A 17426-nucleotide genomic window follows, 5' to 3' on the forward strand; every position below is an offset into this window, starting at 1 on the left:
GGCGGGACACAAGTTTCGTCGAATAAGTCGATAAAACGACAACAGGGGAAGTGTCATGATCAAAGCCGTTGCCTCAACGGCGGTGGAAACCGCTGAGCGCGCCGCCGGCCAGCCGACGGTGCAGTCGCTCTATCTCGAAGCCCTTACGCTGGTGGAGCGGCTGCATCGGCGGCTGCTCGACGTCATCAAGGACGAGTTCGATCGCCGCGGGCGCGCCGACATCAATTCGGTGCAGGCGCTGTTGCTCTACAATATCGGCGACAAGGAATTGACCGCGGGTGAGCTGCGCACGCGCGGCTACTATCTCGGCTCCAACGTCTCCTACAATCTGAAGAAGCTCGTCGAGCTCGGCTTCCTCGATCACCAGCGTTCGCGTGTCGATCGCCGCTCGGTGCGCATTCGCCTGACGCCGCAGGGCCAGGAGATCCGCCGTATCGTCGATGCGCTCTACCAGAAGCACGTCAAGACCGTGGAGCAGGTCGGCGGCATCTCGAACGAGGAGTTCTCGACGCTGAACAAGTCGCTGCACCGGCTCGAGCGGTTCTGGACCGACCAGATCCTCTATCGCCTCTGATACCTTCAAGACTTCGCGCCTCCAAGACTTCAACACCTCTCCAAGACTTCAACACCTTCAAGACTTCGCCAGAGCGGCCAAGCCGGCCCGATAGAAGACCGGCAAGCCGTCAGCCTCCAGCAGAGCGCATCGACTGTGCCCGGTCGGTGCGCTCTTGCTTTTCGGCACCGCAAAAAGAGTTTTGCGGAACCGGGAACCACTCGCGTCCTCACGCTTTATCGTGGGCTACGGAGAGCGAGATGCTGGTCGAGCGCGGAATGTGGGCGATGAATGTCGAAGTGGTCGGCGAGGCCTACGCCATCGCTTCCAACTATCTGCGCAGGACCGGGATCATTCCGGACTCTTATGCCACCAACGAGCAATTGCTCACGATCATCGTGCAGATGTTCCGGCGCGGCGAAACCAACAAGATCAAGCTCGCCAACAAGGCGATCGCCGAGTTTGAAGCAGCACAGCTCGTGATCTGATCATTCCCAATCGGAGAAAGTGATGGAAGCCGCGATCGATCGCATCATGCACACCTATGACCTGCTTGCGAACCGCACCGCCGCGGCGAGCGAGGAGGCGCGGGCGAAGGTGACGGAATATGTCCGCACCTTGTTCGAGGCGGGCGAGACCGACACGCACCGCCTGACGGTCTGCGGATTGACCTATCTGCGCCAGCTTGACGGCTCCACCGATCATGTGAAGGCGGGATTCACGGGGTTGTAGCGCGGCTGTCGCGGCGCTCTCCGCTGTCGTACGGCCCCGGGCCGGAACCCACTCACGAATCTTTATTCGACCCGAGCAGGCTGTTGCGCCGTCACTTTGGCAGGCGCAGAGGGTTACGCGATGTTGATTTGTGGAGGAGGGCCGGCCGTGCCACAAGTTCCATGGGGTGGATCCTCTCAGAGGAGCCGACTATGACGAAGAGCGTTCTTGTCAGTCTTGCAATCCTCGCCCTCGCTACTTCTACCGCTCTGGCCGCACAGCGGACGCATCATCGCCACGCGATGAATGCGAATGCCAGTATGCGTGCCGCTCCGGTCATTGCGCCGGGCTCGGTTATCATGCCGGGTGGAGTGACTAGCGGTGACCGCGACCTGTATTTCCGAAATCTGCACGACTCCGGGTATGATACGAAGAAGAACTTCAACTCGGTCGGAAACGTAGTGACACAATAGCGTCAGGTCTGATCGTCGATCTTTGTCTTCTCACCCCAGGCCAGCATGACAGCGCCCTGGGGTGAGTTTATTTTCGTCTCGCGATCCGAACTCCATCAACACCATCCAGCGCAGCGCTCGCGCTGGCGAGCACGCTTCCGTTTCGCCCCCGCCGCATCGCCGCCGCACACTCCGCTGTCATCGTCCGCGAGGCAGCTCTTGCTGCTCGCGCGCTTGGCGCCAGCGTCGGGGCGCCAGGACCTCGCGACTTCGTCGCGCCCCGGAATGACGGGGGGCGGGGCGAACGGATGAGGCCGCCTCTGGAACTGGCAAACCCCCGGCAGGCCACCATATCTGGCACAAAGGCCGCACTCCTACCTCAATCGCTTGGCCGGCACCCGGCGATGTGATAACGCTGACCGACCAGCTTCGACCGCCCACAATGGACCGACCGCATCCTCTAAAGGCTTGCGGCGGTGGAGATATTTCGCCGATGACCTCTTCCTCCCCGAGCGCCAAATCCAGTTCCGCGCCTGATTCCTTCTTCAGGGCGACCCTTGCCGAGGCCGATCCCGAGATCGCGGAGGCGATCAAGGGCGAATTGGGCCGGCAGCGCCATGAGATCGAGCTGATCGCTTCCGAGAACATCGTCAGCCGTGCGGTGCTGGAGGCGCAGGGCTCGGTGATGACCAACAAATACGCCGAAGGCTATCCGGGCGCGCGCTACTATGGCGGTTGTGAATGGGTCGACGTCGCCGAGACGCTGGCGATCGAGCGCGCCAAGAAACTGTTCGGTGCGAAGTTCGCCAACGTGCAGCCGAACTCCGGCAGCCAGATGAACCAGGCGGTGTTCCTGGCGCTGCTGCAGCCCGGCGATACCTTCATGGGTCTCGACCTCGCCGCCGGCGGCCATCTCACCCACGGCTCGCCCGTCAACATGTCCGGCAAATGGTTCAAGGCCGTGCACTACACGGTGCGGCGCGAGGACCAGGTCATCGACATGGATGCGGTGGCCAAGCAGGTCGAACAGGTCAAGCCGAAGCTGATCGTTGCGGGTGGTTCAGCCTATTCGCGCGCCTGGGACTTCAAGCGCTTCCGCGAGATCGCCGACAGTGTCGGCGCCTACCTCATGGTCGACATGGCGCATTTCGCGGGCCTCGTCGCCGGCGGCGTGCATGCTTCGCCGGTGCCGCATGCGCATGTCACCACCACGACGACACACAAGTCGCTGCGCGGTCCGCGCGGCGGCCTGATGCTGTGGAATGACGAGACGCTGACCAAGAAGCTCAACTCGGCGATCTTCCCGGGCCTGCAGGGCGGCCCCTTGATGCACGTGATCGCGGCCAAAGCGGTTGCGTTCGGCGAGGCGCTGCGGCCGGACTTCAAGGTCTACGCCAAGAACGTGGTCGAGAATGCCAAGGCGCTCGCGGAAACGCTGCGCGGCCATGGGCTCGACATCGTCTCCGGCGGCACCGACAACCATCTGATGCTGGTCGACCTCCGGCCCAAGGGGCTGAAGGGCAATGTATCGGAGAAGGCGTTGGTGCGCGCCGCCATCACCTGCAACAAGAACGGCATTCCGTTCGATCCTGAGACGCCGTTCGTCACCTCGGGCCTGCGGCTCGGCACGCCCGCGACGACCACGCGCGGCTTCGGCGTCGCCGAGTTCAAGGAAGTCGGCGGCATGATCGCGGAAGTCCTGACCGCGCTGCAGCAGTCGCCGGAGGGCAAGGCGCCGCTGGTGGAAGCCGCGATCAAGGAACGCGTGAAGGCGCTGACCGACCGCTTCCCGATCTATCAATAAGGAAATCGGCAGATGCGTTGCCCGAGTTGCAACAGTCTGGATACGCAGGTCAAGGACTCGCGTCCGACTGAGGATTCGGCCGTGATCCGACGGCGGCGCGTCTGCATCACCTGCAATTTCCGCTTCACGACATTTGAGCGGGTGCAGCTTCGCGAGCTGACAGTGATCAAGCGCAACGGCCGTCGCGTTCCGTTCGACCGCGACAAGCTGGTGCGCTCGCTGCAGATCTCGCTGCGCAAGCGGCCGGTGGATTCGGAGCGGCTGGAGAAGATGGTATCGGCCATCGTGCGGGAGCTTGAGAGCGCCGGCGAGGCCGAAGTCTCATCGGAGGCGATCGGTGAGATCGTGATGGAGCATCTGCGCCAGCTCGACGATGTCGCCTATGTCCGCTTCGCCTCGGTCTACCGCAATTTCCGCGAAGCCAAGGATTTCGAGGCATTGCTCGGCGAGCTCACCAGCGAAGATGACCCGCGCATCGCGCAGTTCCGCAAATGATCTTCCGCATCCTGGAAGACAAACTCGCCGCACAAGCCAAGCAGTCGAAAGCCGCCGATTTGCGGTTCATGCAGCTCGCGCTGACGCTCGGCCGGCGCGGGCAGGGCCGCACCTGGCCGAATCCGGCGGTCGGTGCTGTCGTGGTCAAGGATGGCGTCATTGTCGGTCGTGGCTGGACGCAAGCGGGCGGCCGGCCGCATGCCGAGCCGGAGGCGCTGCGGCGCGCGGGCGAAGCGGCGCGCGGCGCCACGCTGTATGTGACGCTCGAGCCATGCTCGCATTTCGGCCGCTCGCCGCCCTGCGCGGACGCGGTGATTGCGGCCGGCATCGCGCGCGTGGTGTCGGCGATCGAGGATCCCAATCCTGAAGTCGGCGGGCAGGGGCACGCACGGTTGCGCGCGGCGGGCATCGCTGTTGATGTCGGGCTGTGCGCGGAGGAGGCCGCGCGGGACCATGCCGGTCATTTCCGCAGTGTCCGCGACAAGCGTCCGCATGTGCTGCTCAAGCTGGCGATCTCCGCCGACGACAAGATCGGCGCTGCCGGCCACCGCCCGGTGGCGATCACGGGAGACGTGGTCCGGACGCGGGTGCATCTGCTCCGCGCGCAGAGCGATGCGATCCTGATCGGGATCGGCACCGCGCTGGCCGACGATCCGGTTCTGACCTGCCGCCTGCCGGGCATGGAGGCTCGTTCGCCGGTGCGGGTGGTGCTGGATCGCGCGCTGCGCCTGCCGGGCGACAGCCGCCTGGTGCATTCGGCGCGCGAAACGCCGTTATGGGTGGTGACCTCGGAGCTTGCCGAAGCGCCGGCTGCGATGAAGCTGGGTGCCGCCGGTGCCCAGGTGATCCGGGTCGCGGACACGGTCTCGCCGCCGGGACTCGATCTGCTCGCGGTGCTGCATGCGCTCGCCGAGAAGGGCATTACCAAAGTAATGGTTGAGGGCGGGGCGCGGGTGGCCTCATCCTTCGTCGCGGCTGACCTGGTCGACGAAGCCTGGCTGTTGCGCGCGCCAGAGGCGGTCGGCGCCGACGGCGTGCCCGCGCTGGATGCATTGCCGCTCGCCGCGATCACACAGTCGCAGGCGTTCAAGGTTCGTGCTAGCGAAACGCTCGGAAAAGATTTTTTGACGATCTACGATCGCGCCTAGCGCTGTGTCCGCGCGTCATGCCCGGACTTGACCCGGGCATCCACGCCTTGGCCGCTGGCGACGAAGGAAGACGTGGATGGCCGGGACAAGCCCGGCCATGACGGCGGTGAACTGGGAAGGGTTTGATGTTCACGGGCATAGTCACAGATGTCGGCGAGATCACCAGCCTGACACCTACGGCGCAGGGACAGTTGCACCGGCTGCGGATCGCCTGCCGTTACGATCGCGCGACCATCGCCGATGGCGCCTCGATCGCCTGCAATGGGGTGTGCCTGACGGTGGTCGCCTCCGGCGTCGACGGCGGCAAGACCTGGTTCGACGTCGATGCCGCCGCGGAAACGCTTGGCATGACGACGGCGAAGCACTGGGGTGTCGGAACCCGCCTCAATCTCGAGCGCGCGCTGAAGATTGGCGACGAACTCGGCGGCCATATCGTGGCGGGCCATGCCGATGGCGTCGCCACCATCGTCTCACGCGAGGATCTGCCTGATATGGCGCGGTTCGTGCTCCGAACCACGCGCGAACTGGCGCGTTTCATCGCGGTCAAAGGCTCGATCACGCTGGATGGCGTGTCGTTGACGGTGAATACGGTCGACGACGTCACATTTTCGGTGCTGATCATCCCGCATACTCTCAACGTGACGACGATCGGCGGCTGGCGCGCCGGCAGCGAGGTCAATATCGAAGTGGACCTGATGGCCCGCTACGCGGCGCGGCTGACAGAGATGAAGTAACGGCGGCCCTTGGCACAGGCGGCGCCTGCGCCTAAAACCCCGGCCAATCCCTCATGGTGAGGAGGCGCGAAGCGCCGTCTCGAACCACGAGGCCCGGCTACATCCTCATCCTTCGAGACGCGGCCAAGTGGCCGCTCCTCAGGATGAGGGCACCGATCGAAACGGAAACAGTAATGGCAGACGCACGGCGTGCACCGCTGAAGGACCAGACCGACATTTCCGGCGCGCGTGCGCTGATCGTCGAGGCGCGGTTCTATGACGATATTCAGGACTCGCTTCTGGAGGGCGCGGTCGCCGAATTGAAGGCCGCCGGCGTCGGCTACGACGTCATCACGGTGCCCGGCGCGCTGGAAATTCCAGCGGCGATCGCGATCGCAATCGATGCCGCCGAAAAGAACGGCAAGCCCTATGACGCGGCGGTCGCGCTCGGCTGCGTGGTGCGCGGCGAGACCATCCATTTCGAGATCGTGTCGATGGAGTCATCGCGCGGGCTGATGGACCTCGCCGTGAACAGGAGGTTTCCGCTCGGCAACGGCATCATTACCGTCAACACCGAGGAACAGGCCTGGGCACGGGCGCGCGCCAATGACTTGAACAAAGGCGGCGACGCCGCGCGCGCGGCGCTCGCGATGCTGCGCATCAAACGCCGGCTGGCGAAGGGTTGACCATGGCGGAAGACAGGAAGCCCGTAAGACCAGCGGACAGGAAGGCCAATCGGCGCGGCGCCGCACGGCTCGCCGCCGTGCAGGCGCTCTACCAGATGGACATCGCTGGCGCCGGGCTGGACGACGTGTTCGCGGAGTTTGAGAGCCACTGGCTCGGCAACGAGGTCGAAGGCGAGACGTATCTGCCGGCGGAAGCGGCGTTTTTCCGTGACGTGGTATCAGGGGTGGTACGCGACCAGGCCAGGCTCGATCCGCTGATCGACGAGGCGCTGTCGAAGGGGTGGCCGCTGAAGCGGATCGATGCGATCCTGCGCGCGGTGCTGCGGGCAGGCTCCTATGAACTGGAGCATCGCAAGGACGTGCCGGGCCGCGTGGTGGTCTCCGAATATGTCGACGTCGCGCACGCGTTTGTGGAGAAGGACGAGACCGGAATGGTGAACGCAGTGCTGGACCAGATCGCCCGGCAGTTCCGGGCCGACGAGTTCGTGCGTGGGTAGCTCTCCGTCATTGCGAGCGAAGCGAAGCAATCCATAGCTTCCGCGGGGGGGACATGGATTGCTTCGTCGCTACGCTCCTCGCAATGACGTCGCGGTTTGAGGAGATGGTCCGGGAAGCATGACGAACCGCGGAGAAACGGCATCCGGCGAGGACTCCCTTATCGCGCGCTACTTCAAGCCGCTCGCGAAGGACCCGGGCGCTTTCAATCTCGATGACGATGCGGCGGCGTTGCGGGCAGGGGGCGACGATATCGTCGTCACCACCGATGCAATCGTCGAGGGCGTGCATTTCCTCCCCGGCGATCCGCCGGCGACGCTGGCGCGCAAGGCGCTGCGGGTCAATCTCTCTGATCTCGCCGCCAAGGGGGCTACACCCGCCGGCTTCGTGCTGACGCTGGCGTTGCGTAGCGCCGACGATGCCTGGCTGAAACCGTTCGCGCAGGCGCTCGGCGAGGATGCTGCGCAGTTCGGCTGTCCGCTGCTCGGCGGCGACACGGTGTCCACGCCCGGGCCGGTGATGATCTCGGTCACGGCGTTCGGGCGCGTGCCGCAGGGCAAGATGATCCACCGTAGAGGCGCGCGGGCAGGGGACCGCGTCGTAGTTACCGGCACAATCGGCGATGCCGCGCTTGGCCTCAACCTGCTGAAGGCCGGGTCTGTTGCCTCGCTGCTTGCGAGCGACGAAGCCTCCCGCGAGATGCTGACCGGCCGCTACCGCGTGCCGCAGCCGCGCAATGCGCTCGCCAAGGCGGTGCGCGATTACGCCAGCGCCGCGATGGATGTGTCCGACGGGCTCGCCGGCGATCTCGCAAAGCTCTGTGCGGCTTCCGCCGTCTCGGCCGTGATCGACGTCCAGAGCATCCCACTCTCGTCGCCGGCCGCTGCGCTGGTTGCGCGCAAGGCCGTCGGTGTCGAGGCCCTGATCTCGGGCGGCGATGACTACGAGATCCTTTGCGCGATCCCCGGGGATCGCATGGCGGCCTTCGTGCAAGAGGCCAAGCGCACAGGCGTTGCCGTGACCGCGATCGGCGGTATCATCGCAGGCTCCGCGCCCCCCAGCTTTCTAGACTCGCAGGGCCGGGAGCTGGCCTTGAAGCGGCCGTCCTACAGCCATTTCTAAAGCTTCGGTTCTGATTGCATCAGAACCGAAGCTCTGGATTCTCGTATTGACGCGTTTTCTTCACGCGAGCCGGGGTCCAGCTCGCTTGAAAACGCTTTGGAATAGGCCGAGAAAGCCGCCCCTCAGACTAATTAGCTGCCCAAATCGTCCCGTTTTGATTGTCGGCGGCGTTGCGCTGCGAAAGCGATTTTGGCAAGGTTCGCGACCGATTGTGGCCATCCTTGAGGGCAGGGGTGGACCGCTCAATAAGCGCCCGCCGCATCCCGCGGAAAAAACAAGGGCGTGGGGATACATCAAGGATCTGAGGCAGAATTCAAATGACAGCATTATGGTTGATCGTGCTCTGCGGGGTACTTTCCATTGTCTACGCGATTTGGGCGACCAATTCGGTCCTGAACGCTGACGCGGGCAGCCCGCGCATGCAGGAGATTGCCGCGGCGGTGCGCGAAGGCGCACAGGCGTATCTGCGGCGCCAATACACCACGATCGGCATCGTCGGCGTCTTGATCTTCATTCTGCTGGCTTACTTCCTTGGGCTCCTGGTCGCGATCGGCTTTGCGATCGGCGCGATCCTGTCGGGGGCGGCCGGCTTCATCGGCATGAACGTCTCGGTCCGCGCCAACGTCCGCACCGCGCAGGCGGCGACCAAGTCGCTGGCGGGCGGCCTGGAGCTTGCCTTCAAGGCGGGCGCGATCACCGGGCTCCTGGTCGCGGGCCTGGCGCTGCTCGGCGTCACCATCTATTTCGCCTACCTGACCAAGGTCGCAGGGTTCGCGGCGGACAGCCGCACTGTGATCGACGCCATGGTGGCGCTCGGCTTCGGCGCCTCGCTGATCTCGATCTTCGCCCGTCTCGGCGGCGGCATCTTCACCAAGGGCGCCGACGTCGGCGGCGACCTCGTCGGCAAGGTCGAGGCCGGCATCCCCGAGGACGATCCGCGCAACCCGGCCACCATCGCGGACAATGTCGGCGACAATGTCGGCGACTGCGCCGGCATGGCCGCCGACCTGTTCGAGACCTATGCGGTGACGGCGGTCGCCACCATGGTGCTGGCGGCGATCTTCTTCGCGAAGTCGCCGATCCTGGTGAGCATGATGACGCTGCCGCTCGCGATTGGCGGCATCTGCATCATCACCTCGATCATCGGCACTTTCTTCGTCAAGCTCGGCAGCAGCCAGTCGATCATGGGCGCGCTCTACAAGGGCCTGATCGCGACCGGCATCCTGTCGCTGATCGGCATCGCCGGCGTGATCTACGCCCTGATCGGCTTCGACAAGCTGCCGGGCGTGGACTATTCCGGCATGGCGCTGTTCCAATGCGGCGTTGTCGGCCTCATCGTCACCGCGCTGATCATCTGGATCACCGAATACTATACCGGCACCGACTATCGCCCGGTGAAGTCCATCGCCTCGGCCTCGGTGACCGGCCACGGCACCAACGTGATCCAGGGCCTTGCGATCTCGATGGAGGCGACCGCGCTGCCCGCGATGGTCATCATCGCCGGCATCCTCGTCACCTACAGCCTGGCCGGCCTGTTCGGGATCGCGATCGCGACTGCGACCATGCTGGCGCTGGCCGGCATGATCGTCGCGCTCGATGCCTTCGGTCCGGTCACCGACAACGCCGGCGGCATCGCCGAGATGGCGGGGCTGCCGAAGGAGGTGCGCAAATCGACCGACGCGCTCGACGCGGTCGGCAACACCACCAAGGCCGTGACCAAGGGCTATGCGATCGGCTCCGCCGGTCTCGGTGCGCTGGTGCTGTTTGCGGCCTATAACCAGGACCTCAAATTCTTCATCAGCGACTCCGCCAACCACGCCTATTTCAAGGGCGTCAATCCCGACTTCTCCCTCAACAACCCCTATGTGGTGGTGGGCCTGTTGTTCGGCGGCCTCTTGCCGTATCTGTTCGGCGCGATGGGCATGACCGCGGTCGGCCGCGCGGCCGGCGCGATCGTCGAAGAAGTGCGGCGCCAGTTCCGCGAGAAGCCCGGCATCATGCAGGGCACCGACAAGCCGGACTACGGCAAGGCGGTTGACCTCCTGACCAAGGCGGCGATCAAGGAGATGATCATCCCGTCGCTGCTGCCGGTGCTGTCGCCGATCGTGGTCTACTTCCTGATCTACGTGATCGCGGGCGGCGGTGCGGCCGGCAAGTCGGCGGGGTTCTCGGCCGTCGGCGCGATGCTGCTCGGCGTCATCGTCACAGGGCTGTTCGTCGCGATCTCGATGACCTCAGGCGGTGGCGCATGGGACAACGCCAAGAAGTACATCGAGGACGGCCACTACGGCGGCAAGGGCTCCGATGCCCACAAGTCCGCAGTGACCGGCGACACCGTCGGCGATCCCTACAAGGATACGGCCGGCCCGGCGGTCAACCCGATGATCAAGATCACCAACATCGTGGCGCTGCTGCTGCTAGCGATCCTGGCACATTGACGGGTGTCCGAACGAAGAACGCAAAACCCCGCGGCCGAGCCGCGGGGTTTTTGTTTGGACATACGTGCGTGTCTCTCAACTCGTCATTGCGAGCGTAGCGAAGCAATCCATCTCGCCACGAGTGGAGAGGTGGATTGCTTCGTCGCTGACGCTCCTCGCAATGACGGAGCGCCCGTCACTTCACCTCCATCTGCAGGCCTTCCTTCTCGATGATGGCCGCGAACTTCCTGGTTTCGGCGTCGACGAAATCGGTGAACTGCTGCGGCGTGCCGTGGTCGGGGCGGGCGCCCATGCCGGCGATGTTCTTCCTGACGTCGTCGCGCTCCAGCATCGCCTTTATCTGGCGGTTGAGCTCGTCCACGATCGGCGCGGGTGTGGCCTTGGGCAGGAAGACGCCGAACCAGGAGGAGACTTCGAACTTCGCAAGCTCCGGCGCGCTCTCGCGCATGGTCGGCAGTTTCGGCGCGGCGTCGCTGCGCTCGGCGGTGGTGACGCAGAGCCCGTTGAGCTTGCCGTCCAGCACCTGCGGCAGCGACGGATAGAGATTGTCGAACAGGATCTGGATGTCGCCCGCGAGCCCCGCCTGCAGCGCAGGCCCGGCGCCGCGGAACGGCACATGCGTCATCTTCAGCCTCGTGAGCTGCAGGAACCAGGCGCCGGTCAGATGCGGGCTCTGGCCGGTCCCGGACGAGCCGTAGGTCAGCTTGTCCGGATTGGCCTTCAGATAGGCGATCAGTTCGGGGATCGACTTGATGCCGGTCGAGGGATGGGCCGAGACGATGTTCGGGATCCGGATCATGTTGGAGACCGGCTGCAACTGATCCTTCTGGTAGGTGAGGTTCTTGAAGATCGAATAGGCGATCGCATTCGGCCCGGGATTGCCGATCAGGATGGTGTGGCCATCGCCCTTGTTGCGGGCGACTTCGGCGGTGCCGATGGTGCCGCCGGCGCCTGAGCGGTTCTCCACGATCGCCGACTGTCCCCAGGCGGTCTGCAGATGCGCCGCGAGCAGGCGGCCCATCACGTCGGTGGAGCCGCCGGCGGCGGCCGGCACGATCAGGCGGACGGTCTCGGTCGGCCGCCAGTCGCCGGCGCCTAAGCTCGCGCGCGGCAGGATGGCGGCGGCCGAGACGGCGGCGGTACCCGTCAGCAGGCGGCGGCGGGAAAGCAAGGTTCGGCTCACGTGTTCACTCCCTGATTTGATCTTGTTTTCAGGGAGCGTAGGGGACCGCGAGGCGGTCCGGCAAGCGAGGAGTTAGGCGGCGACCTGGCGCAGCCGCGGATTCTTGTTTTGACGCGTTTTCTTCACGCGAACCGGTATCCACCCTCGGATCAAGTCCGAGGGCATGCTTCGCTCGAAAACGCTTTGGTTAGTTAAAGCTGAGCAGCTTGAACAGCGGCGTCAGGTAGCTGAGCTCCTGGCCCGAAGTCGGCGTGGTGCGGCTGACGAAGTCGAAGATCTTGCCGTCCTGCAGGCCGTAATTGGCGATGCGGCGGACGGTGCGGTTCTTGTCGAAATAAACCGCGATCACGCGCTGGTCGACCACCCGCTGGTTCATGAAGGCGACCGGACGCTCGGTGCGCTGGGAGATGTAGTAGAACACCTCGCCGTCCAGTGTGGCCACCGTCGACGGAGTGCCCATCACGATCAGCACCTGGTCCTGGCTGGCGCCGATCGGGATTTGCTCCAGCGCGCCCTGCGGCAGGATGTAGCCCTTCTGGAATTGTTCGCCGGTGCAGGCGGCAAGCAGCGCGCAGACGAGGCCGATGGCCGCCGCGGCGCGGCAGCGTGCTAGCACGCCGCGTGAGAAGGACACGCGTGGGCTGGTCTTGTTGGCTTCGGTCATCGGCGGAACTGATCCGTCCCCTTGCGTCGCGCGAGGCGTTGACGTACCGGGCACGGCTGAGGATTGCAACAGAAGCGGGCGCTTTGGGCCCGCGGGCGGAACCCACAATGCTTTGGCCGTTCAATCAATTCAAGAAACCCCGGCTACTCCCGAGCGGCACCATTGAGACCATCTATGGCATGATCGTGACGCAGGCGCGAGAACCGGTGTTTTACCGACAGTTCGCCGTCGCAGACACGGTTAACGGCCGATTCGACCTGCTCTTGCTGCATTTGTGGCTGGTGCTGCGGCGCCTCCGGGCCGTGGAGGGCGAATCGGGTCTGTCGCAGGCGCTGTTCGACCGCTTCTGCGAGGATATGGACGACAATTTACGCGAAATGGGGGTCGGCGATCTCACCGTGCCGAAGCGGATGAAGGCTTTCGGCGAAGCCTTCTACGGTCGTTCCGTGGCCTACGACCTCGCGCTCACCGATGGCCATGAGGCGCTGGCAAACGCATTCTGCAAGAATATCTTTGATGGCAAGGACATCGAGAAGGCGCGGCGGCTTGCGACCTATGCCGAGCGGGTAGCGTCCGTGCTGGACCGGCTCGACGCAACGGCGCTGTCGGGCGGATCGTGGAAGTTTCCAGTGCCGGAGCAGGTGGGCGCGGCCCGATGAAAGATACCGAGACAGAGAGGCCTCATCCTCCGCGTGACCCTTGGCGCGCGCTGGTCGCGGTGGCGCAGGTGCCGGAAACCGGCCTGCATCGCGACATCGAGGCCGATCCGCGCCAGCGTCAGGCATTGGCCGATATCGCGGGGCTGCGCGAGGTGCTTTCGGCTGAGGCGTCATTCGATATTACGCCGAAGAGCGGCGGCCGCTTTCACGTCGTGGGCTCCGTGCGCGGCCGGGTCGGGCAGACCTGCGTGGTGACGCTCGAGGAGATCGAGAACGAGATCGACGAGGAGATCGACCTGATCTTCGCCCCGCCGGAGCAGATTCCGCAGATGGCCGCGCTGGCCGAGGAGGCCGAACGCAGTGAAGCTGAGATACCCGACCCGCCGGAGCCGATCGAGAACGGCATGATCGATCTGGGCCGGCTTGCGACCGACGCGCTGTTCCTCGCGATCGACCCCTATCCGCGCAAGGCGGATGCCGTATTCGAGCCGGTGGTCGAGGCCGCCGACCCCGAGGACCACCCGTTTGCCGCGCTGAAAGCGCTGCAGGCCGCGCCGAAAACGCCCGGTGGAAACAAGCCGAAAGGGAAATCCAACGGGAAATAGGCTCCGGTTAAAGTGGATTATGAGGGCGAACCATCGCGCGAAATCGATCCGTTGCATTCTCATAAATCTGAGATAAGATATTGAATAAGTTGAGATATCCTGCGTCGACGCCTCCGCATTTCCGCAACCCTGCGCCGGCCGGTAAAGCATGGTGAAGAGGTTGTGTCAGAATGGGGACAGGTTATTGTCGCGGCCCGGCCGGGCGCGCCGTTGCCTCCGGCCGTACATCGCTTGCGCGACAGACATCGCTGACCGCGATAGACATCGCTGATGGCGGCGGCTTTCAAACGGGTGGCCGGTCCGCTTCAAGGCCGCCGAGAGCAGGTTTCCGGGACGTTCATGCCTAAAAAGGTTCGAATCGCGCTTGACGCCATGGGTGGCGATGACGGCGCATCGGTCGTCGTCCCTGGCGCCGCCATCTCGTTGAGCCGGCATCCTGACACCGAATTCTTGCTGTTTGGCGACAGCAAGCTGATCGAGCCGGAATTGGCAGCGCATCCCGCCCTGAAGGCGGCCTCGCGTGTGATCCACACCGACGTTGCGATCAGCAACGACGAGAAGCCGAGTCAGGCGCTCAGGCGCGGCCGCAAGACCTCCTCGATGTGGCTTGCGATCGACGCGGTGAAGCACGGTGAGGCCGATGTCGCGGTGTCAGCCGGCAACACCGGCGCGCTGATGGCGATGGCGCGGTTCAACCTGCGCATGTTGCCCGGAATCGAGCGCCCGGCGATCGCGGGGCTGTGGCCGACCGTGCGTGGCGACACCATCGTGCTCGACCTCGGGGCGAGCATCGGCGGCGACGCACAGCACCTGGTGGCGCTGGCACTGATGGGCGGCGCGATGGCCAGCGTCCGATTCAACGTGGAGCGGCCGACCGTAGGGCTGCTCAATATCGGCCGCGAAGAGATGAAGGGACATGAGGAGATCCGCGAGGCGGCCGAGCTGTTGCGGGCAATGAACCTGCCGCAACTGAATTATATCGGCTTCGTCGAGAGCGACGGCATCGGCAAGGGTATCGCCGATGTGGTCGTCACGGAGGGATATGCCGGCAACATCGCGCTGAAGGCGGCCGAGGGCACCGCGCGGCAGATGGTGGATTTCCTGCGCAACGCCCTGTCCCAGACTTGGCCGAGGCGCATCGGCTATCTCCTGGCCCGCGGCGCCTTCCGGGCGTTGCGCGACAAGATGGACCCTAACAAGTCCAACGGCGGGGTGCTGCTCGGCCTGAAGGGCCTGGTGGTGAAAAGTCACGGTGGGATCAACTCCGAAGGCTTTGCCTATGCGGTCGATGTTGGCTATGAGATGGCCCACTACGATCTCCTCACCAAGATCAATCAGATGCTCAACCGCGACGGAAGCGCGCTGGCCTCAGCGCAGACCGCGCAGGAGGCTGTCTCGTGACTGCGATACGATCGGTCGTGCTCGGCTGCGGCTCTTATCTGCCGGAGCGGGTCTTGACCAATGCCGAGCTGGCGACCCGCGTCGATACGTCTGACGAATGGATCGTGCAGCGCACCGGCATTCGGGAGCGGCACATCGCGGCCGAGGGGGAGTTCACCTCCCATCTCGGCATTAATGCCGCGCGCGCGGCATTGGCGAACGCCGGCCTCGATGCGCAGGATATCGACCTGATCGTGCTCGCGACCTCGACGCCGGACAACACGTTTCCAGCGACCGCAGTCGCGGTGCAGAACGGGCTCGGCATCACCCATGGAGCGGCCTTCGATCTGCAGGCGGTCTGCTCCGGCTTTGTCTTCGCGCTGGCGACCGCCGACAATTTCCTGCGCACCGGCGCCTACAAGCGGGCGCTGGTGATCGGCGCCGAGACCTTTTCGCGCATCCTCGACTGGAACGACCGCGGCACTTGCGTGCTGTTCGGCGACGGGGCCGGCGCGGTGGTGCTGGAAGCGCAGGAGCAGCCGGGCAAATCGTCCGACCGCGGCGTACTGACCACGCATCTGCGCTCCGACGGCCGCCACAAGGCGAAGCTGTTCGTCGACGGCGGCCCGGGATCGACCCGGACGGTCGGCCACCTGCGAATGGAAGGCCGCGAAGTGTTCAAGCACGCGGTCGGCATGATCACCGACGTGATCGTCGACGCCTTCAACGCCACCGGCACCAGCGCGGAGGACATCGACTGGTTTATCCCGCATCAGGCCAACAAGCGGATCATCGATGCTTCGGCGCACAAGCTCCATATTGCGCCGCAGAAGGTGGTGCTGACGGTCGATCGCCACGGCAACACTTCGGCGGCATCGATTCCCCTGGCGCTATCAGTTGCGGTGCAGGATGGACGCGTGAAGAAGGGCGATCTCGTGCTGTTCGAAGCGATGGGCGGCGGCTTCACCTGGGGCTCGGCGCTCGTCCGCTGGTGAAGCGTGCAATCAGAAAAGACACATCCCTGACGATTTTGGCAGGCTGCTGCATTATAGCCACTGTTGACCATCGCCTGCTAACCCTCTAATTTCAGGGGATAAATTTTGTTCGCCGAGAGTGCGGGGCAGGCGATGACCGGAACCGGTAAAACAGTCACACGAGTCGATTTGTGCGAGGCGGTCTACCAGAAGGTGGGATTGTCTCGCACGGAATCCTCGGCGTTTGTCGAACTCGTCTTGAAGGAAATCACCGATTGCCTGGAAAAGGGCGAAACGGTGAAGCTGTCGTCCTTCGGCTCCTTCATGGTGCGCAAGAAAGGCCAGCGCATCGGACGTAATCCGAAGACCGGCACCGAAGTGCCGATCTCGCCGCGGCGGGTGATGGTATTCAAGCCGTCGGCGATCCTGAAGCAGCGGATCAACGGCCACAACGGGTCGACCAACGGCGAAGGCAAGAGCGGATAATTCCTTCCTGGACGTGATGGCGTTTCTTCGAATCGTCATCCCGCGCTATCGTTGTTTGAGCGTGATCTCCGCGCTGGCGCATGGCGTTGTCGCGAGCGCGTTTGTGCGGATCATGCTCTAGGAGAAGGAGCGGGCATTTGGAAAAGGCGCCCGATGCATTCCGTACCATCAGCGAGGTAGCCGACGAGCTCGACATCCCCCAGCACGTGTTGCGTTTCTGGGAGACGAGGTTCGCGCAGATCAAGCCGATGAAGCGTAGCGGCGGCCGCCGCTACTATCGCCCCGACGATGTCGACCTGCTCAAGGGCATCCGCCGCCTGCTGTATGGCGAAGGCTATACGATCCGCGGCGTGCAGCGGATCCTGAAGGAGCACGGCATCAAGTCGGTGCAGGCGATCTCCGACCAGAGCGCGGCAATCTCCTTCGGCGCCGTCGAGGAGGCGATCGGCCAGAGCCTGCGGGAATCCGACGAGGAGGAGGAGACCGCCGGCCACGATAACGATGCCGAGGATGAGGAATTTGATGACGGCAACGCCATCGAGATCGATTACCGCTTCGTCGACCCCGACGAGGATGGCATCCTCGCCCCGTTCAAGGGCCGGCAAGCGCCAGCCGCCCAGCCCACGCCGGCAGCCGCACCGGCCCGCGGCATCCCCGCCGCCGACCGCGAACGCCTGCAGCGCGCGCTCCAGGACCTGATCGGTTGCCGGGAGATGCTGGATTCGGCGATGAAGGACGGCGAAGGCCGGTAAATCGCCCCAGAGCATAACTATTGAAAGTTTGGTCGGAGCGAAAGGATTTGAACCTTCGACCCCTAGTCTCCCAGACGCGGGAAACTCGTTGTTTTTTCTCAACATT

At 64.4% G+C, this 17426-nt stretch carries 20 protein-coding genes; 18 read left to right on the forward strand and 2 right to left on the reverse strand.

Translation table 11 applies throughout. The features are described from left to right. Positions 1–55: 55 nt before the first annotated feature. The 12 genes from ldtR to AC5ZG5_RS13150 all read left to right on the forward strand — a co-directional run bounded on the left by ldtR (position 56) and on the right by AC5ZG5_RS13150 (position 10617). Entirely contained in the window at positions 56–574 is a 519-nt protein-coding gene (ldtR, locus tag AC5ZG5_RS13095) for a transcriptional regulator LdtR (protein WP_028162894.1), read from the forward strand. Between the two features lie 239 nt (positions 575–813). Further along, positions 814–1041 (forward strand): hypothetical protein, encoded by a 228-nt coding sequence (locus tag AC5ZG5_RS13100; protein ID WP_028162893.1) that lies wholly within the window; start codon positions 814–816, stop codon positions 1039–1041. Between the two features lie 22 nt (positions 1042–1063). Beyond that, positions 1064–1285 (forward strand): hypothetical protein, encoded by a 222-nt coding sequence (locus AC5ZG5_RS13105; protein WP_028162892.1) that lies wholly within the window; start codon positions 1064–1066, stop codon positions 1283–1285. 191 nt (positions 1286–1476) lie between these two features. Beyond that, the gene (locus AC5ZG5_RS13110; RefSeq protein ID WP_456642207.1) at positions 1477–1737 is read left to right on the forward strand and encodes a hypothetical protein; all 261 of its coding nucleotides are present in this window, start codon (positions 1477–1479) and stop codon (positions 1735–1737) included. 472 nt (positions 1738–2209) lie between these two features. Further along, positions 2210–3520 (forward strand): serine hydroxymethyltransferase, encoded by a 1311-nt coding sequence (glyA, locus tag AC5ZG5_RS13115; protein ID WP_456642208.1) that lies wholly within the window; start codon positions 2210–2212, stop codon positions 3518–3520. Between the two features lie 12 nt (positions 3521–3532). Continuing rightward, positions 3533–4015 (forward strand): transcriptional regulator NrdR, encoded by a 483-nt coding sequence (nrdR, locus tag AC5ZG5_RS13120; RefSeq protein ID WP_028162889.1) that lies wholly within the window; start codon positions 3533–3535, stop codon positions 4013–4015. Continuing rightward, a complete protein-coding gene (gene ribD, locus AC5ZG5_RS13125) occupies positions 4012–5163 on the forward strand; it encodes a bifunctional diaminohydroxyphosphoribosylaminopyrimidine deaminase/5-amino-6-(5-phosphoribosylamino)uracil reductase RibD (RefSeq protein ID WP_456642209.1) in 1152 nt (383 codons plus the stop codon). The genes nrdR and ribD overlap by 4 nt, the downstream gene beginning before the upstream one ends. 125 nt (positions 5164–5288) lie before the next feature. After that, entirely contained in the window at positions 5289–5897 is a 609-nt protein-coding gene (locus AC5ZG5_RS13130; RefSeq protein WP_456642210.1) for a riboflavin synthase, read from the forward strand. Positions 5898–6070: 173 nt separating this feature from the next. Beyond that, a complete protein-coding gene (gene ribH / locus AC5ZG5_RS13135) occupies positions 6071–6562 on the forward strand; it encodes a 6,7-dimethyl-8-ribityllumazine synthase (RefSeq protein ID WP_028162886.1) in 492 nt (163 codons plus the stop codon). A 2-nt stretch (positions 6563–6564) separates the two neighbouring features. Continuing rightward, a complete protein-coding gene (gene nusB / locus AC5ZG5_RS13140; RefSeq protein WP_028162885.1) occupies positions 6565–7059 on the forward strand; it encodes a transcription antitermination factor NusB in 495 nt (164 codons plus the stop codon). A gap of 118 nt (positions 7060–7177) precedes the next feature. After that, complete coding sequence (thiL, locus tag AC5ZG5_RS13145; protein ID WP_456642211.1) at positions 7178–8179, forward strand: thiamine-phosphate kinase; 1002 nt, start codon at positions 7178–7180, stop codon at positions 8177–8179. Positions 8180–8496: 317 nt separating this feature from the next. Beyond that, complete coding sequence (locus AC5ZG5_RS13150) at positions 8497–10617, forward strand: sodium-translocating pyrophosphatase (protein WP_456642212.1); 2121 nt, start codon at positions 8497–8499, stop codon at positions 10615–10617. Positions 10618–10792: 175 nt separating this feature from the next. On the opposite strand, the gene AC5ZG5_RS13155 is transcribed toward AC5ZG5_RS13150, so the two are convergent. Both AC5ZG5_RS13155 and AC5ZG5_RS13160 read right to left on the reverse strand, forming a co-directional pair. Next, positions 10793–11800, reverse strand: coding sequence for a Bug family tripartite tricarboxylate transporter substrate binding protein (locus AC5ZG5_RS13155; protein WP_456642213.1), 1008 nt, complete (start codon positions 11798–11800; stop codon positions 10793–10795). Positions 11801–11987: 187 nt separating this feature from the next. Continuing rightward, positions 11988–12464, reverse strand: coding sequence for an outer membrane protein assembly factor BamE (locus AC5ZG5_RS13160; protein ID WP_028162881.1), 477 nt, complete (start codon positions 12462–12464; stop codon positions 11988–11990). A 107-nt stretch (positions 12465–12571) separates the two neighbouring features. Between AC5ZG5_RS13160 and AC5ZG5_RS13165 the strand changes: the two genes are divergently transcribed. From AC5ZG5_RS13165 to AC5ZG5_RS13190, 6 genes are all read left to right on the forward strand, one after another. Then, positions 12572–13123 carry a ubiquinol-cytochrome C chaperone family protein gene (locus AC5ZG5_RS13165; RefSeq protein WP_456642378.1) on the forward strand — a complete coding sequence of 184 codons (552 nt, stop codon included), beginning with the start codon at positions 12572–12574 and terminating at the stop codon, positions 13121–13123. Beyond that, on the forward strand, positions 13120–13728 hold the full coding sequence (locus AC5ZG5_RS13170; RefSeq protein ID WP_456642214.1) for a YceD family protein: 609 nt from the start codon (positions 13120–13122) through the stop codon (positions 13726–13728). Before AC5ZG5_RS13165 ends, AC5ZG5_RS13170 begins: the two co-directional genes overlap by 4 nt. Positions 13729–14067: 339 nt before the next feature. Next, a complete protein-coding gene (gene plsX / locus AC5ZG5_RS13175) occupies positions 14068–15129 on the forward strand; it encodes a phosphate acyltransferase PlsX (RefSeq protein WP_130231463.1) in 1062 nt (353 codons plus the stop codon). Beyond that, positions 15126–16103: a beta-ketoacyl-ACP synthase III gene (locus tag AC5ZG5_RS13180; protein ID WP_130231461.1), complete on the forward strand. Its 978-nt coding sequence runs from the start codon at positions 15126–15128 to the stop codon at positions 16101–16103. The genes plsX and AC5ZG5_RS13180 overlap by 4 nt, the downstream gene beginning before the upstream one ends. 132 nt (positions 16104–16235) lie before the next feature. Continuing rightward, positions 16236–16568 (forward strand): integration host factor subunit alpha, encoded by a 333-nt coding sequence (locus tag AC5ZG5_RS13185; RefSeq protein WP_028162876.1) that lies wholly within the window; start codon positions 16236–16238, stop codon positions 16566–16568. A gap of 137 nt (positions 16569–16705) precedes the next feature. Next, positions 16706–17320, forward strand: a complete 615-nt coding sequence (locus AC5ZG5_RS13190; protein WP_456642215.1) for a MerR family transcriptional regulator — start codon at positions 16706–16708, stop codon at positions 17318–17320. Positions 17321–17426 lie beyond the last annotated feature (106 nt).

The organism is Bradyrhizobium sp. Ses1 (assembly GCF_059512365.1).

Bases quoted from the DNA above. Each gene is read 5' to 3' on its own strand.
- AC5ZG5_RS13160 (WP_028162881.1), bottom strand. From the start codon at position 12,464: ATGACCGAAGCCAACAAGACCAGCCCACGCGTGTCCTTCTCACGCGGC.
- thiL (WP_456642211.1), top strand. From the start codon at position 7,178: ATGACGAACCGCGGAGAAACGGCATCCGGCGAGGACTCCCTTATCGCG.
- ribH (WP_028162886.1), top strand. From the start codon at position 6,071: ATGGCAGACGCACGGCGTGCACCGCTGAAGGACCAGACCGACATTTCC.
- AC5ZG5_RS13130 (WP_456642210.1), top strand. From the start codon at position 5,289: ATGTTCACGGGCATAGTCACAGATGTCGGCGAGATCACCAGCCTGACA.
- AC5ZG5_RS13100 (WP_028162893.1), top strand. From the start codon at position 814: ATGCTGGTCGAGCGCGGAATGTGGGCGATGAATGTCGAAGTGGTCGGC.
- nrdR (WP_028162889.1), top strand. From the start codon at position 3,533: ATGCGTTGCCCGAGTTGCAACAGTCTGGATACGCAGGTCAAGGACTCG.
- ribD (WP_456642209.1), top strand. From the start codon at position 4,012: ATGATCTTCCGCATCCTGGAAGACAAACTCGCCGCACAAGCCAAGCAG.
- nusB (WP_028162885.1), top strand. From the start codon at position 6,565: ATGGCGGAAGACAGGAAGCCCGTAAGACCAGCGGACAGGAAGGCCAAT.
- AC5ZG5_RS13105 (WP_028162892.1), top strand. From the start codon at position 1,064: ATGGAAGCCGCGATCGATCGCATCATGCACACCTATGACCTGCTTGCG.
- AC5ZG5_RS13165 (WP_456642378.1), top strand. From the start codon at position 12,572: ATGCTTTGGCCGTTCAATCAATTCAAGAAACCCCGGCTACTCCCGAGC.
- glyA (WP_456642208.1), top strand. From the start codon at position 2,210: ATGACCTCTTCCTCCCCGAGCGCCAAATCCAGTTCCGCGCCTGATTCC.
- AC5ZG5_RS13150 (WP_456642212.1), top strand. From the start codon at position 8,497: ATGACAGCATTATGGTTGATCGTGCTCTGCGGGGTACTTTCCATTGTC.
- AC5ZG5_RS13185 (WP_028162876.1), top strand. From the start codon at position 16,236: ATGACCGGAACCGGTAAAACAGTCACACGAGTCGATTTGTGCGAGGCG.
- AC5ZG5_RS13110 (WP_456642207.1), top strand. From the start codon at position 1,477: ATGACGAAGAGCGTTCTTGTCAGTCTTGCAATCCTCGCCCTCGCTACT.
- plsX (WP_130231463.1), top strand. From the start codon at position 14,068: ATGCCTAAAAAGGTTCGAATCGCGCTTGACGCCATGGGTGGCGATGAC.
- AC5ZG5_RS13170 (WP_456642214.1), top strand. From the start codon at position 13,120: ATGAAAGATACCGAGACAGAGAGGCCTCATCCTCCGCGTGACCCTTGG.
- ldtR (WP_028162894.1), top strand. From the start codon at position 56: ATGATCAAAGCCGTTGCCTCAACGGCGGTGGAAACCGCTGAGCGCGCC.